Origin of the sequence: Sorangium sp. So ce295 (assembly GCF_051527405.1) — a bacterium.
Taxonomy (GTDB): Bacteria; Myxococcota_A; Polyangia; order Polyangiales; family Polyangiaceae; genus Sorangium; species Sorangium cellulosum_B.
In genome coordinates this window covers 12,135,017-12,149,595 of the sequence record NZ_CP150324.1, presented here as the reverse complement: position 1 = coordinate 12,149,595, position 14,579 = coordinate 12,135,017, and the positions used below count along the sequence as shown (strand labels likewise).

Here is a 14,579-nt window from a genome sequence, read left to right as displayed (position 1 = left end):
TTCCTCCTGAGGTTTGTGCCCTCTTGCGGGCCAAAGGAACCACAACGGCCGCCGCAGATCCAGTGTCGAATCGTCGATCGGAGCTACAAAAGAAGGGGTTTCATGCCCCGGGGGGCGCGCCGCTCCGCCGGGAGGGCGGCCGGGGGGCCCTGGCGCGGGCCGTCAAAACCGCGGGAAAGCAGCCCAAATCGGCCCTTCTTCAGGCCTCACGCGCCCGCCGCGAGGGAGGCCGCATGCCGGGCGCTCGACGTAGGAGATCACCCGAACCCCTTCCGTTGAAGGCGATCCCGGTCGCCCGGGCGGCCTAGCGGCGGCTCACCGCCGAGCCCGCGCCCCACTTCCTCTTGGCGGAGAGGCCGAGGATCGTCAGCGACTGGGGCGCCTGCGTGAACTCGATGACGTCGCCGAAGCCGACGCTGACCGAGTGGATCGGCCCGTCGAAGAAGAGCTTCGCGTCGTGCGTCTTGCTGCGAACGACGAGCGAGGCGCCCGGCTGGATCAGGGCGTGACGGAGGCGGTACTCCTCGCCGTGGGGGGTGTAGGGCTCGCGGACGACGAGCTGGAGCCGCTTCGACGTGAGCGGCAGGACGCGCCCGCCCGCGGAGCGCTGCGCGGCCGTGGACCCGGCCGCAGGACCGATCCAGAAGCCGCTCGACTTCTGCTCCTCCTCGGCCCGGCCGAGCCGGAGCACGTAACGCGACGTGGCCGCGGGGGAGACGTGGCAGAAGAGCGCGTCGTTCAGGACGCGCCCCGTGGCGAGCTTGTCGTTCACCGTGACCTGCATGCGGGTGAGCACGGTGCTGCGGAGCGAGCCGCTCAGCGCCCCCGCGATCGCGTCGGCCGCGTCGCGGCTCGTCGCGCCGCAGAAGAAGCCGACGGAGTGGCCCGGCGCGCTGTTGATGCCGAGGATCGGCACGTCGCCGACGTTGTGGGACGCGCTGAGGAGCGTCCCGTCGCCGCCGACCGTGATCACGAGGTCGAGCTCGCCCGCGTCGAAGGACTGCGCCGCGCTGGCGACGACATCGATCTGGACCCCGAGGTCGTCGAGCGCCGCCTTGACCTCGCGCACGGTCTGCTCGTGCGCGTCGTGCGACGCCTTGAGGCGCGCGACCGCGGAGTCGCCGGCCTCGATGAGCCGCGTGATGCGCGGGTCCTTCCGCTCCTCGCGGTAGATCTTCCAGGCGGAGCGCTTCACGACGAGCGCGACGCGGGGCGGACGCCGCGGCGCGGGCGCGGGGGATCGTTCCGCCATCAGAGCTCCGCGAGGCGCCGGAGCGCCACCTCGGTCTTCGCGTCCTCGATCACGCCGCGCCGGGTGAGCTCGATCGCCTCGTCGAGCGGGACCGCCGCGATGGCCGCGAACCGCTCGAGCGGGGAGCCGTCCTCGAGCGGCGTCCCCTGGCGAGCCGGGTCGACCTCGACATGAAAGAAGAAGTGCCGCTCGCCCACCATGCCCGGCGCCGGGAACGTCGACGGGCCGAGCGGGTGGAGGTCCGACGGAGGCACGTCGAAGCCGACCTCCTCGAGCAGCTCGCGCGCGGCGGAGCGCTTCAGGCCCTCCGGGCTCCGCTCGTCGAGCTCGACGAGCCCGGCGGGAAGCTCCCAGATCGCGCCGAGCGTCGGCGCCTCCGGGATGGGCCACGCCTCGGGCGGGCGGGTCGCGGCCGGAGGCCGGAACGCGGAGCGGAGGAAGACGCGACGGCGCCCGTCCGCGCCGCGGTAGTGCGGGGCGATCACCACCGCGTCGAGGCGCCCGCGATCGACGCTGTCGTAGGTGAACGGGTCGCTCAGCGAGCCGTCCGGGAACTCGACGCGGAACACCTGGCGTCGCACGTTGAGGAAACCAGGGCCGTCGAGCGAGGGGATCGTCCGGACCAGCTTGAGCGCGAGCTTCGGGAAGGGAGGTAGCCGCATGCGTCGAGGCGCGAAGCATAGCGCCAAACGGCAGCGGATCGCGATGTGCCTCGTTCCCGCGCCCGGCGCGCGCCTCGCTCCCGCGCTCGGGGCGGCCTCGGGCTCAGCGGAGCACGAGGACCCAGACGTCGTAGAGCGCGTGGGTCCAGACGGCCGGCGCGAAGCCGCGGAAGACGTAGATCGCCGTCAGAACGAGCCCGCACACCATGCGGAACACGAAGGAGGGGAGGTTCCAGGGATCGCCCAGCGACCCGACATAGTGCCAGCCGGAGAAGACGGCGGCGGCCACGACCGCCCAGCCGACCATCAGCACCACCCCCTGGACCCCCTTGCCGAAGAAGAACTTGATCCCGAGCGCGCCCAGCCCGTAGAGGCCGGCGCGGAAGGCGATCTCCTCGTAGAAGCCCGCGCCGAGGGACATCACGACCCCGGTGAAGATGTCGTTCGACGCGGCGGGCGGGCCGAGCCGGAGGGAGCCGACCACATAGGCGCCGGCGAAGCGCATCAGGATGGCGTAGAGCGCGCCCTCGACGGCGAGCAGCGCGAAGCGCCTCGTCTGGAGGGCGTGGCCTCGGCCGAGGATGGAAAGGACGAGGACGAACGCGGCGCCGACGGCGACGGTGAGGCCCGCGTAGAGCGGGAGGCTGTGCTTGGCCAGCGCGCGGAGCTCGGCGGTGACCGGATCCGCCGCGTTGCGGATGGGGAGGAAGGCGACGCCGAGGTGATAGAGGACGAAGATCGGCATCGTCAGCGCGAGATCGGTCAGCGCATCGCTCTTCGCGGTGGGCTTGTCGCCGGCAGGGGCCGCCCCCGGCCGGGCGAGCTCCGGTCCGGCGCCGAGCATCAGGACGGCCTCAGGCGGTACACGATCACCAGCACCTCGGCCGACCACATGACGACGTTCAGCACGAAGGGCGTGTCCCGGAGGATCTCCTGGGTGGGGCTCTCCGACCTCGCGCTGCCGGCCACGAGCTGGAGAAACCGGATCCCGCCGAAGAGCGGGTGGATCGCCGTGAGCCAGAGGTACGGGTTCTGGAAGAACCGCTGCGTGTCGTGGTCGAGCGTGTACGCCAGGTAGGTGGCGAAGGTGGCGAGGCCCGTCACGGCGAGCGCCGCCGTCAGGGCGCCAGGCGAGTAGCCGTCGAGCGCCGCGCGCTGCTTCGAGGCGTTGACCGAGGCGAGCTCGTGCCGGCGCTTGCCGAAGCCGAGGAAGAGCGCGAGCAGCGCGGTGCAGGCGATCATGAAGCCGGAGAGCGGCGTCCTCGTCGCGAAGCCGCCGGCGAGCACGCGCAGCACGAAGAAGATCGCGATGCAGCCGACGTCGAGGTAGGCGATCTTCTTGAGCCGGAACGAGTAGGCGACGTTGAGGACGTAGTAGCTGGCGGCGACGACCGCGAAGAGCGGCGGGCCGAGCAGGCTCGCGCCGAGCGCGATGACCGCGAGGCCGACCGCCATCGCCTTGGCGACAGGGATGGGCACGCGGCCCGAGGCGATCGGCCGGAAGCGCTTGACCGGGTGGACCCGATCGGCCTCGACGTCGACGATGTCGTTCAGGATGTAGACGGCGCCGGCGAGCAGGCAGAAGATCGCGAAGGCCCCGATCGCGCTCATGATGATCGAGGGGTGGGTCAGGTGCTTCGCGAACACCACGGGGGCGAGGACGAAGAGGTTCTTCACCCACTGGTGGGGCCGCATCGCGCGGATCATCCCGCGCACACGCCAGAGCAGCGTCCCCCTCGGCGAGTCGGGCAACAGGGGCGGCTGCGCTATCAAGCCGCCCGAGGGGGGCCCGCTCTCCGGCGGACCGGAGCTCGGCGCGCCGGCGCTCCGCGGAGGCGACGACGGAGGCTTGCCGGCGGGGACGGAGCTCACCGGAGCGGGCGAGCCGCCCTGCTCGGCAGGCGCCGGCGCGTCCGGCGCGCCCGCATCCGGGCGAGCCTCGGCGCCGGGCGCCTCCTGATCAGGGAAGCCTGCGGCACTGTTGCGAAAAAGGGGCCCCGAGGCGGTCACGGCGCGCGGAGCATACTCGGGCGCCCTGGCCCCGGCCATTCCGCGGCAAGTTAAAAGCACAGGGGGCGCCGGCGCCCGGGACCGACGAAACCGACGAAACCGACGACACCGAGCGCCAGCGGCAGCGCCGATGTCCCTCCAGGCCACGAACCGGGAAGAACGTGGCGCAGCGCACCCGGGGCGGCGGCCGCGCCGCGAGGTCGCGAATCCGGGTTCGCACCCGCCAGCCCGGCTCGTGGAACGCAAAATGCGCATCCCCGCAGGCGCGCCGTGACCTCGTGCTACCATCGCCCCCGATGACATCAGCGCTCTCGGTCGCGCGTGAAGCTTCGCCTCTTCTCCTGAAGCTTCGCTCTGCCGTGGAGCAGGCCCTCGAAGGGAAGCCAGAGGCGGTCGAGCTGGCGCTCATCGCGCTGCTCGCCCGGGGCCATGTCCTCATCGAGGACGTCCCCGGCGTCGGCAAGACGACGCTGGCCCGAGCGCTGGCCAAGGCCGTGGGGGGCGAGCTCCGTCGCGTTCAGTTCACCAGCGATCTCCTGCCGAGCGACGTGCTCGGGGTCAGCGTCTTCGACCAGCGGCTCGGGCAGTTCGTCTTCCGGCAGGGGCCGATCTTCGCGAACGTGCTGCTCGCCGACGAGATCAACCGGGCGAGCCCCCGGACCCAGTCGGCGCTGCTCGAGGCGATGAACGAGGGGCAGGTGTCCATCGAGGGGACGGCGACGCCGCTGCCGTACCCCTTCTTCGTGCTCGCGACCCAGAACCCGCAGGATTTCGCGGGCACGTTCCCGCTGCCGGAGTCGCAGCTCGACCGGTTCATGGTGCGGATCCGGATCGGGTACCCGCCGCCGCAGGTCGAGATGCGGCTGCTCCTCCAGGGCGGCGAGCCCGACCGGGCGCGGAACGTGCCGCAGATCATCGATCCGGCCCAGCTCGTCGCCCTGCAGCGCGAGGTCGATCGCGTCGAGCTCGACTCGTCGCTCGCGACCTACCTGCAGGCGGTGCTCACGGCCACGCGGTCGAGCCCGACCCTCTCGCTGGGCGCATCGCCGCGCGCCGGCATGAACCTGGCGCGCGCGGCCCGGGGGCGCGCGGTCCTCTACGGACGCTCGTACTGTATCGCGGACGACATCCACAACCTTGCGGTGGCCGTGCTGGCGCACCGGGTCCGGCTCTCGGCCCACGCGGAGGGCTACATGCCGACCCGCGACGAGTGCGAGGCGGCGGTGCGCGACCTCGTGGCGCGGGTGCCGGTCCCCCTCTGAGGGGTGGGCGATGGGCGCAGAGGACAGGGAGCGGGGATCTCTCAGCGGCAGCTCCCGCGGCGCCGAGCGCGCCGGCGCAGCGACGCGGAGCGCCGTCCGGCCGAGCAAGCCGAGGCGCGACAGGCCGCTCGTCGAGCAGCGCCCGCTGCTGCCCCCGCGCGGGGACAAGGCGTCGTTCTGGACGAGGGTCCTGCTCTTCCTGAGGCCACCCCGGAAGCTCAAGTTCACCCGGGAAGGAAAGTACTACCTCGGGATCACGCTGGGCGTCGGCTTCGCGGCGATCAACACGGGCAACAACCTCCTCTACCTGCTGCTCGGGATGCTGCTGTCGCTGATCGTCGTCTCCGGCGTGATGAGCGACCTGTCGCTGCAGCACCTCACGGTGACCCGGCGGCTCCCGGCCCGCGCCCAGGTGGGCCGGGCTCACCTCGTCGAGATCGAGGTCTACAACCACAAGAAGCGCGTTCCGTCGTACGCGATCGAGGTCGAGGATCTGCGCGCCGGCCAGCCGGCCGACAAGCGCTGCTTCTTCCTGAAGATCAGCCCCTCCAGCGCGCAGGTGGCCGCCTACCGGCGGACGCCGGCGAGGCGCGGCCGCGACAGGCACACAGGGTTCCGCATCGCGACCCGCTTTCCCTTCGGGCTGTTCGAGAAATCGAGGGAGGTCGAGGCCGAGGGCGACCTCATCATCTACCCCGCGGTCGATCCGGTCCGGCTCCCCGTCGAGGACGCGGGCCGGCGCGAGGGCGGCGCGAGCCTCAGCGGGCGCGGGGGCGGCGACGAGACGTTCGGCCTCCGGCCGATGCGCGAGGGGGACGATCCGCGCGACATCTACTGGAAGAAGAGCACGATGCGCGATCAGCTGGTGCTGCGCGAGCGCACCCGCGAGACGCGGCCGGACGTGCAGATCGTCGTCGACACGGTGCGCCCCGCCGGGGAGGGCGACGCGTTCGCGCCGACCTTCGAGCGCAGGATCCGCGAGGCGGCGTCGCGCGCCGTCGCCCACATCAAGCGCGGCGACGCCGTGGTCGTCGCGACGACGCTGGGCGAGCGGGTGCGCGGCGATCGCAACATCGGCTCCGACGCGATCCTCCGCTTCCTGGCGCTGCTCGACGCGGTCGACGACGGCCGGGCACCCGAGCGCGGCGCCCACGCGCCGCTGCGCCAGGGATCGAGCCCGAGCCCGAGCAGCGGTGAGCGCCGCGCCGGCGCGCCGAGGGGCGCGTCATGAGGTTCGGGATGGTGCACCGGGTGATGACCGACGCGCTCGCGGCGCTCGGCGTCATCGCCCTCGTCGCGAGCGGGCAGTTCAACCGCTACGTGAGCTGGGCGATCCTCATCTGCCTCGGGCTCGCGCTCGTCGTGCGCGAGTCGTGGCAGCGGCACCCGGCGCTCCGCCACCTCGACACGGGCATCCTGCTGGCCGTCATCGCCGTCCAGGTGGTCCGCATCGTCGCCACCGACGCGAGCGTGCTCGACGTGCTCGTGGAGTTCGCCGCCGCGCTGCAGATCATCCGGCTCGCGACGCGCAAAGGGGCGGCGCACGACCAGCAGGTCATCGTGCTCGCGCTGCTGCACCTCATCGCCGGGACCGTCCTCGGCGGCGGCATCGGCTACGGGCTGTGCTTCCTGGGGGTGCTCGTCGTCGCGCCAGGCGCGCTCGTGCTCAGCCACCTGCGGCGCGAGGTCGAGGGCAACTACCGGCAAGGGGCGCGCGACCGGACGGGGCTGCCCGTGGACGTGCCGCGCATCCTGCGCTCGAGGCGGGTCGTCGGGCGCTCGTTCCTGGCCGTCACCTGCCTGCTCTCGGTCCCGATCTTCGCCTTCACCGCGCTGCTGTTCGTGATCTTCCCGCGCGTCGGCCTCTCGCTGCTCCTGCTCAACCGCGGCCACACCGGGCGGATGATCGGCTTCTCGGGCAAGGTCGACCTCGGCGCGGTCGGCGTGCTGCGCAGCGACCCCAAGCTGGCGATGCGGGTCGAGATCCCCGAGCTCCCGGAGCCGCCGCCGCCGCGCCTGACCATGCACCTGCGCGGCACCGCGCTCGACGCGTACGACGGCCGCACCTGGACGCAGAGCGAGACGTTCAAGCGCCCCACGGAGAGCGACGGGGGGCTCGTGCCGATCGAGCGGTACCCGGACCCGGCGCTCGACCCGGTGATGCGCATCGATCTCGAGCCCATCGATCCGCCCGTGATCTTCCTCCCGCCGAACGCGACGGGGCTCCGGCTCAAGCACCGCGGGCAGCTCGGGATCGACGCGAGCACGATGGCCTACCGCGGGCCGGAGGGGGAGCTCAGGTACCAGCCCACGGACGATCGCGGGCTGGTCTACGACATCTTCCTGTCGCGGAAGCGGGCGCCGACCTTCCAGCGCCTCCCGGGCGCCGAGCGGAGGCGCTACCTGGAGCTCCCGAGGGATCTGCCGTCGCGCGTCGTCGATCTCGCGGAGCAGTGGACGCAAGGCGTGGATCGTCCGGCCGATCGGGCGCGGGCGATCCAGGAGCACCTGCGCACGGAGTACCGGTACGACCTTGCGTCGCCGTCGGGCGCGGACCCGCAGCCGCTCGATCATTTCCTGTTCGAGTCGAAGCGCGGGCACTGCGAGTTCTACTCGACCGCGATGGCCATCCTGCTGCGCGCGGTGGACGTCCCGACCCGCAACGTGACCGGCTTCGTCGGCGGCACCTACAACCGCTTCGGCCGGTTCTATGCGGTGCGCCAGGGCGACGCCCACTCGTGGGTCGAGGTGTACCTCGACGGCGAGGGGTGGATGACGTTCGACCCGACGCCGCCGGCCGACGCGGCGCCGAAGAGCGAGCTGGTCGGGGCCTGGGCGTACCTCCGCGATTTCATCGAGGCGACGAGCCAGCGCTGGGACAGGCACGTCGTCGGCTACGACCTGAACCAGCAGGTGGGCCTGCTCCAGACGCTGACGTCGCGCTACCGGAGGTCCGGATCGAGCAGCGATCTCTCGCTGTCGCGCCCGCGGATCCTCGCCGTCGCCGCCGTCGCGCTCGCGCTGGGCGGCGGCGTGCTCTACTGGCGCCTCCGCCGCACGCGCCGCGGGCGCGAGGAGCGCCGCGCGGACGCCGGGCGCACCCCGAGCGCGATCCTGGCGACGGCGCTCTACGAGAGCCTGGAGGCCGCCATGGTCGTCCAGGGCGTGCCGCGCCCGCCCAGCCTGCCGCCGCTGCGCCACGCCGAGGCGCTGGAGCTCGCGGAGCACCCGCTGGCGCGCGAGATCCTGACGCTCACGCAGGTCTACCTGCGCGCCCGCTTCGGCGGGGCGACGCTCTCGGAGGACGACAGCCGCGACTTCGAGCGGCGGGTCAAGGCGCTGCGCGGGGCGGAGCGGCGGGCGCGCGCCGCGGGCGAGAGCGCGCTGGCCGCGTCGTCCTGATCGCGGCCGGGAACCGGGAAGACGCGCGGAAGACGCGCGGACCGCATCAACGGCGGCGCAAAGGTCGCTTCGCGATGAACGCCTGCCGGATGCCGGCGACGGCGCGGCGGCTCGGGCCGCCGGAGATGAACGGATCCTGGGGCGCGAGCTCGCCCAGCCGGTCGACGAACGACTGCGCCACGACGCGCTCGCCGAGCAGGCTCACGACGTCCGACTGGCTTCGCATCGTGGACGCGAGGACGGCCGCGGTCGACGTGTCCGGCACCGCGGCGATCGAGAGCGACTCCAGCACGCGCCGGAGCGGCACGATCGACTGCGCCGTCGCCAGCTTGCGATCCGAGGCGCCGAGCGGCTGCGGGGCGTACTCGAGCCAGATGCCGGCGACGTTCAGGTGGCCGAGCAGCTTCTTCGACCAGCGCGGATCGAGCTCCACGTGGAGCGGCCGGACGTCGGCCAGCGTGGAGAGGGCGAACTCGCCGGGCTCGCCCGCGAGCGCGAAGTCGCGCAGGAGCGGCGCGAGCTTGCGCTCGTCGGCGAGCAGGCTCCCGGCGACGTGGCCGCGATCGAGCAGCGGGATGGGGACCACGAGGACATCCGGCCGCTCGCCGCGCGTGATCCGCGCCGCCCACACCCGCCACGTGATCGCCGGGGATCGCACGAGGATCGCGGACCCGGGATCGAGGCTGCCGTACGCCTCGTCCGTCCAGACCTCGGCGGCCGTCTGCTCGCTCCGATCGGCGGCGAAGCCTGCCTCCTCGCTCGTCAGCGCGACGAGCGTCAGCTGGAAGACGACGAGCAGCGCCGCGCCGCTCCGCGAGAACGGCACGCGCGTGTGGAGCAGCGCCCGCACCGCGGCGTGCGCCCCGAGCGCCGAGCCGACGGCGATCGCCGCGACCGCGAGCGAGCGCAGGGGGGTGAGCGGATCCGCGGAGAGCACGCCGGCGGCCCGCGCGGGCAGGAGGGTGTCGAGCGCGAGCAGGACGAGGAAGGGCGCGACGAGCCACCGCGCGCGCGGGCGCAGGAGCGAGAGCGAGAGGCCGGCCGCGGCGACGAGCAGGGAGACGACGCCGATCTCGCGGCTCCACGCGGCGAGCGCCGTGGTGCGGGCGCTCGCGACGTCGAGGGCGGCGAGGCTGCCGGCCGTGAGCGCGCGGCCGATGTCGGCCCAGGCGCGCGGCGCGAGCGGCCTGAGCACGAGCGGCGCGAGCAGCAGCGCGGCCGTGAGCGCCCCCGCGCCGGCGGCGGCGCCCAGCATGCGCCGGGGCGGGCCGCCGGCCGAGGCCTCGTCGGGGCGCCCGCCCGCGCGCTGGGCGCCGCCGCGCGCGAGGAACATCGCGTACGACGCCGCGAAAGCGGCGAGGCCGGCGGGGGGGCTCTCGGCGAACGTGGCCCCGAGGAGCGCGCCGAGCGCGATCCACGCGCGCCCGGCGTGCCGCGCCTGCTCGGCGCACGTCGACGCGAGCGCGAGCGTCACGAGCGCGCAGCAGGTGGCGATCATGGCGCCGCCGCCGACCGTCGCCTCGCGCTGCCAGGTCGGCGACAGGGCCGCCGTGAGGACGGCGATCGCGGAGAGCACCGAGGCGAGCCGCGGGCTCACAGCGCCGCCGGGCGCGTCCGGCGCGTCCGGCGCGGGGGGCGCGGCGGGCGTGGATCGCGCGCCGGCGGGGGTCGGCTCGGCCGCGCCGCCGCGGAGCTTGCGCCAGAGCGAGAGCCCCGGGAGGGGCGCCGGCCGCGCGGACTCCAGGAGGAGGCGGCGGACCATCCCGTAGAGCAGGCGGGACGCGAGCGCGAGCGCGAGCGCCGATCCGAGGGCGGTGCGGAAGGTCCGGGAGCCCAGCGGGATCAGGCTCAGCGCCTGCGAGAGCGCCGTCGACAGGCCGCCGCCAACGCCGACCGCGACGAGGCCGAGATCCCGGACGGCCGTGAGATCTTCCCGCCATTGCCCGGAAGAGGCGGCGCGGGCCAGCGACAGCCCGAAGGGCAGCGCGGCCGACAGCAAGGCGAGCGACCGATCGAGCCAGCAGCGTTTCTCTCCGGAGCCCACCGAGCGGCCATGCCAGATCGGCCGCGGCCGGGCCAAGTTCCGGCGCACCCCGGCGCCGCGCGCGGTTCGGCGGCGGCGGCGCGGCGCGCGCGGCGCCGATGCGCCGCCGAACCGCGCGCGGGGCGCGGAGGATACGGAGAGGCGGTGAGCGGCGACCTGGGCTAGAGTCGCCCCTCCCACGGAAAATCGGAGGTCGGCTCGTGTCCCGTTTCATCGATGAGCTCAAGAGGACGCACCGCTGCGGCGATCTGCGCCAGGCAGACATTGGCAAGGAGGTCGTGCTGTTCGGCTGGATCGCGCGGCGCCGCGATCACGGCGGCTGCATCTTCATCGACCTCCGCGACCGCACCGGCGTGACGCAGATCGTCTTCGATCGCAGCTACCTCGCGGCGATCAGGAAGCACGGCCTGAAGGCGGAGGAGAAGGACCTCGTCGACGCGCACGCCGCCGCCGAGAAGGCCCGGTCCGAGTGGGTCATCGGCGTCCGGGGCGTCGTGGTCAGCCGCGAAGGCAACGTGAACGACAAGATCGACACGGGGGCCATCGAGGTCTGGGTCGCCGAGGCGACGATCTTCAACAGGGCGGAGACGCCGCCGTTCGAGATCGCGGACGAGATCGAGACGCGCGAGGAGATCCGCCTGCAGCACCGGTACCTCGACCTGCGCCGCGCCCCGCTCCAGCGGGCGCTGCGGATGCGCCACGAGATCAACCGGGCGACGCGCAATTACCTGTCGGACAAGGGCTGCCTCGAGCTCGAGACGCCCTTCCTCGTGAAGTACACGCCGGGCGGGGCGCGCAACTTCCTCGTCCCGTCGAGGATCTCGGCCGGCAAGTTCTACGCGCTCGCCGAGAGCCCGCAGCTCTACAAGCAGCTCTTCATGGTCGCGGGCTTCGACCGCTACTTCCAGATCGTGAAGTGCTTCCGGGACGAGGACCTGCGCATCGACCGGCAGCCGGAGTTCACCCAGATCGACGTCGAGCTGTCGTTCGTGAACCAGGACGACGTCTTCGGGCTGATGGAGGGGCTCGTCTTCGCGGTGTTCAAGGCCGCCCTCGGCAAGGACCTCACCGAGCTCTACCCGACCGGCCGCTTCCCGCGCATGCCGTACGCCGAGTCGATGCGCCGCTTCGGCAACGACAAGCCCGACCTCCGCTTCGGGATCGAGCACACCGACCTCACGGACCTCATCATCGAGCACAACGGCGGCGGGGTGCCGTTCTGGGTCGAGCTCGCCGAGAAGTTCAAGTCGGGCAAGCTGCGGCGCGACCTGCCCGCCGAGATCGTGAAGGGGCTCGTGATCCCGGCGAGCGCCAACCTGTCCCGCCAGCAGACCGAGGACCTCGAGCGCGGGCTCCGCGACGTGAAGGGCTTCCGCGGCCTCGCGCGCGCCAAGCTCGCCGAGGACGGCTCGTGGACGCAGTCGCCGCTCACGAAGTCGATCACGCCGGAGCTCCGGCAGAAGCTGAACGAGGCGCTCGGCGCCAAGCCCGGCGACGTCCTCTGCTTCCAGTTCGGCAAGGAAGCCGTCGTGCACACCGTGATGGCGAAGCTCCGCATCGACGTCGCCAAGAAGATGGGGCTCATCCCGGAGTACGGGCATGGGGACCAGTGGAGGTTCCTCTGGGTGACGAACCCACCTCTGTTCGAGTTCGACGAGGACACGGGGCGCTGGGCCGCCGCGCACCACGCGTTCACGCGGCCGATCGACGAGCACGTCCCGCTCCTCGAGAGCGATCCGGCGCGCGTCGAGTGTTACCGTTACGATCTCGTGCTGAACGGGTTCGAGATCGGCGGCGGCTCGATCCGGCTGCACGATCCCGAGGTGCAGGCGCGCGTCTTCAAGACGCTGGGCATCGACGAGAACGACGCGCGCGACAAGTTCGGGTTCCTCCTGGACGCGCTCCGCAGCGGGGCGCCCCCGCACGGCGGCATCGCGCTCGGCATGGACCGGCTCGCGATGCTGCTCAGCGGCGCGCCGACGCTCAGGGACGTCATCCCGTTCCCGAAGACCAACCAGGGCACGGATCAGATGACGGGCGCGCCCGTGATCGTCGACGCCGCGCAGCTCGCCGAGCTTCACGTGAAGACGGCGGTCGCGGCCGGGGACCCCCGGGCGGACACCCGGCAAGGCGCGACGGGCACCGGCAGCGCCGGCGCCTGATGCCAGTCGGGGGGCGCGCGCGGGATGGCATGATGCACCTCCGGCGGCGGCGGCGCGGCGGGCCTCTCGCCGCGCGCGCGGCGGAGACCCGCGACCGCGCTCGTTGTGCTCTGCCTCGCCGCGCGCGGCCGTCCGCGTTGGCCTTTATGTTTGCAGGCCGCGCACTTCTGGTAGGGTAGGGCCTGTATCCTTCGCCATGGCCTCCCCGGCGCGAGTCCTCGTTGTCGATGACAGCCCGACCATCCTGAAGGTCGTCAGCGCCATCCTCGCTCGCAATGGGTTCGACCCGACCGTGGCGCGCGACGGGCTCGCGGGGATCGAGCTGGTCAAGAAGGGGCCGAAGTACGATCTCGTCCTCCTCGATTTCGTGATGCCGAGGATGAACGGCTACGCCTTCTGCCGGGAGCTCCGCTCGAACCCGTCGCACCGCAACGTGCCCGTGGTCCTGATGAGCGCCAAGGGCGACAAGCTCAGGGGGCAGTTCGTCCAGCAGACCGGCGCCGTCGACGCGATCACCAAGCCGTTCGACGCGCGCGCGCTCGTCGCGGTGATCGAGGGCGCGCTCTCGAAGGCGGCGGAGGGGCGCGCGCGGCCCGTGCCCGAGGGCGCGAAGATGCCCGACGAGGACACGATCGCCGAGAGCGTGCGGCCGAGCCTCCTCGCCAGGAACATGCGCCAGCGCGCCGGCGCGGAGTTCGCGCAGCAGCTGTCGACGGTGATGACGCCGGCGATCATGGGCCTCTCGCCCGAGGCGCGGACCAACGAGGCCGCGGTGATGCAGGCGGTCGCCCGCGTGATGACGAGCGAGGTCGTCTCCAAGCTGACCCTGACGCTCCGCGACCTCGACGATACGCCCGCGGACGCGAAGGAGGTGATGAGCGGCGACGTCTCCGCGATCCCGCTCGCCGAGATCCTCCAGCTGCTCCAGATGCAGCGGCAGACGGGCGTGATGCGGGTGACCACGAACCGCGCGTCGGTCACGATCTCGCTCCGCCAGGGGCTCATCGATCTGGTGCAGGCGCGCAACTCGTCGGACGAGTTCAAGCTGGGGCGCTACTTCATCGAGCGCGGGCTCCTGACGCGGGAGCGGCTCGAGGCGCTGCTCCGCGCGAAGCGGCCGCACGCCCTGCTCGGCCAGGTGCTCGTGGAGGCCGGCGTCGCGACGAACGACGATCTCATCGCCGTGCTGGAGCGGCAGTCGAGCGAGCTCATCTACGAGGTGCTGCGCTGGCCCTACGGGCGCTTCTCGTTCACACGCGAGCCGTTCCGCCCCGAGGTCGAGCAGGCGCACCTCGGCCTCCCGGTGTCCGCGCTGGTCCTCGAGGGGTTCCGGCGCGTCGACGAGTGGCGGCTCATGGAGGGGACGATCAACTTCGACCAGGTGGTGGTCGTCGACCAGGTCGCGCTCGACAGCGTGGGCTCCGGCAAGCTGACGCGCATGGAGCAGCTCGTGCTCGGCGCGGTCAACGGCTCGCGCACGGTGAACGAGGTGATCAAGGAGAGCGCGGTCGGCTCGTTCGACGCGATCAAGACGATCTACCAGTTCCTCCAGTCGCGCGTGCTGAGGACCAGGGCGGCCTGAGCGCCGCGGCCGCGAGGGCCACGCGGTCCCGCATGAGGCCGCGACGGCGCGATGACCACCCACACGTTGCTCGCGCGCAGCGGCGCGCTCGAGCGCGGCCCGTATCGCACGGGGCTCGTCTGTTTGTGTTCGCGTGTTCGCGTGTTCGCGTGTTCGCGTGTTCGCGGTGCTCAGGCCGCCGCACGATGGGCGTAGCGCTGAGC

The 14,579-nt window shown here is 72.6% G+C and carries 10 protein-coding genes; 5 read left to right on the top strand and 5 right to left on the bottom strand.

Going from position 1 to position 14,579, the window contains the following annotated elements; translation table 11 throughout:
• Positions 1 to 304: 304 nt before the first annotated feature.
• The 4 genes from WMF11_RS45935 to WMF11_RS45920 all read right to left on the bottom strand — a co-directional run bounded on the left by WMF11_RS45935 (position 305) and on the right by WMF11_RS45920 (position 3,924).
• Positions 305 to 1,252: an NAD(+)/NADH kinase gene (locus tag WMF11_RS45935; protein WP_437975249.1), complete on the bottom strand. Its 948-nt coding sequence runs from the start codon at positions 1,250 to 1,252 to the stop codon at positions 305 to 307.
• The gene (locus WMF11_RS45930; protein ID WP_437547037.1) at positions 1,252 to 1,914 is read right to left on the bottom strand and encodes an NUDIX hydrolase; all 663 of its coding nucleotides are present in this window, start codon (positions 1,912 to 1,914) and stop codon (positions 1,252 to 1,254) included. The genes WMF11_RS45935 and WMF11_RS45930 overlap by 1 nt, the downstream gene beginning before the upstream one ends.
• Before the next feature lie 103 nt (positions 1,915 to 2,017).
• On the bottom strand, positions 2,018 to 2,758 hold the full coding sequence (locus tag WMF11_RS45925) for a CPBP family glutamic-type intramembrane protease (RefSeq protein ID WP_437547035.1): 741 nt from the start codon (positions 2,756 to 2,758) through the stop codon (positions 2,018 to 2,020).
• The gene (locus WMF11_RS45920; protein ID WP_437975248.1) at positions 2,758 to 3,924 is read right to left on the bottom strand and encodes a decaprenyl-phosphate phosphoribosyltransferase; all 1,167 of its coding nucleotides are present in this window, start codon (positions 3,922 to 3,924) and stop codon (positions 2,758 to 2,760) included. Before WMF11_RS45920 ends, WMF11_RS45925 begins: the two co-directional genes overlap by 1 nt.
• Before the next feature lie 296 nt (positions 3,925 to 4,220).
• Between WMF11_RS45920 and WMF11_RS45915 the strand changes: the two genes are divergently transcribed.
• From WMF11_RS45915 to WMF11_RS45905, 3 genes are read left to right on the top strand one after another with little or no spacing between them, the layout of a single operon-like run.
• Positions 4,221 to 5,186, top strand: a complete 966-nt coding sequence (locus WMF11_RS45915; RefSeq protein WP_044967114.1) for an AAA family ATPase — start codon at positions 4,221 to 4,223, stop codon at positions 5,184 to 5,186.
• A gap of 10 nt (positions 5,187 to 5,196) precedes the next feature.
• Positions 5,197 to 6,417 carry a DUF58 domain-containing protein gene (locus tag WMF11_RS45910; RefSeq protein WP_437547031.1) on the top strand — a complete coding sequence of 407 codons (1,221 nt, stop codon included), beginning with the start codon at positions 5,197 to 5,199 and terminating at the stop codon, positions 6,415 to 6,417.
• Positions 6,414 to 8,588 (top strand): transglutaminaseTgpA domain-containing protein, encoded by a 2,175-nt coding sequence (locus tag WMF11_RS45905; RefSeq protein ID WP_437975247.1) that lies wholly within the window; start codon positions 6,414 to 6,416, stop codon positions 8,586 to 8,588. The genes WMF11_RS45910 and WMF11_RS45905 overlap by 4 nt, the downstream gene beginning before the upstream one ends.
• Positions 8,589 to 8,634: 46 nt before the next feature.
• Here the strand turns inward: WMF11_RS45905 and WMF11_RS45900 are convergent, their stop codons facing one another.
• Complete coding sequence (locus WMF11_RS45900) at positions 8,635 to 10,632, bottom strand: hypothetical protein (protein ID WP_437905400.1); 1,998 nt, start codon at positions 10,630 to 10,632, stop codon at positions 8,635 to 8,637.
• 200 nt (positions 10,633 to 10,832) lie between these two features.
• Between WMF11_RS45900 and aspS the strand changes: the two genes are divergently transcribed.
• Together aspS and WMF11_RS45890 are read left to right on the top strand one after the other, a co-directional pair.
• On the top strand, positions 10,833 to 12,794 hold the full coding sequence (aspS, locus tag WMF11_RS45895; protein ID WP_437905398.1) for an aspartate--tRNA ligase: 1,962 nt from the start codon (positions 10,833 to 10,835) through the stop codon (positions 12,792 to 12,794).
• Positions 12,795 to 12,990: 196 nt separating this feature from the next.
• Positions 12,991 to 14,376: a DUF4388 domain-containing protein gene (locus WMF11_RS45890; protein ID WP_437905396.1), complete on the top strand. Its 1,386-nt coding sequence runs from the start codon at positions 12,991 to 12,993 to the stop codon at positions 14,374 to 14,376.
• Positions 14,377 to 14,579: the final 203 nt, after the last annotated feature.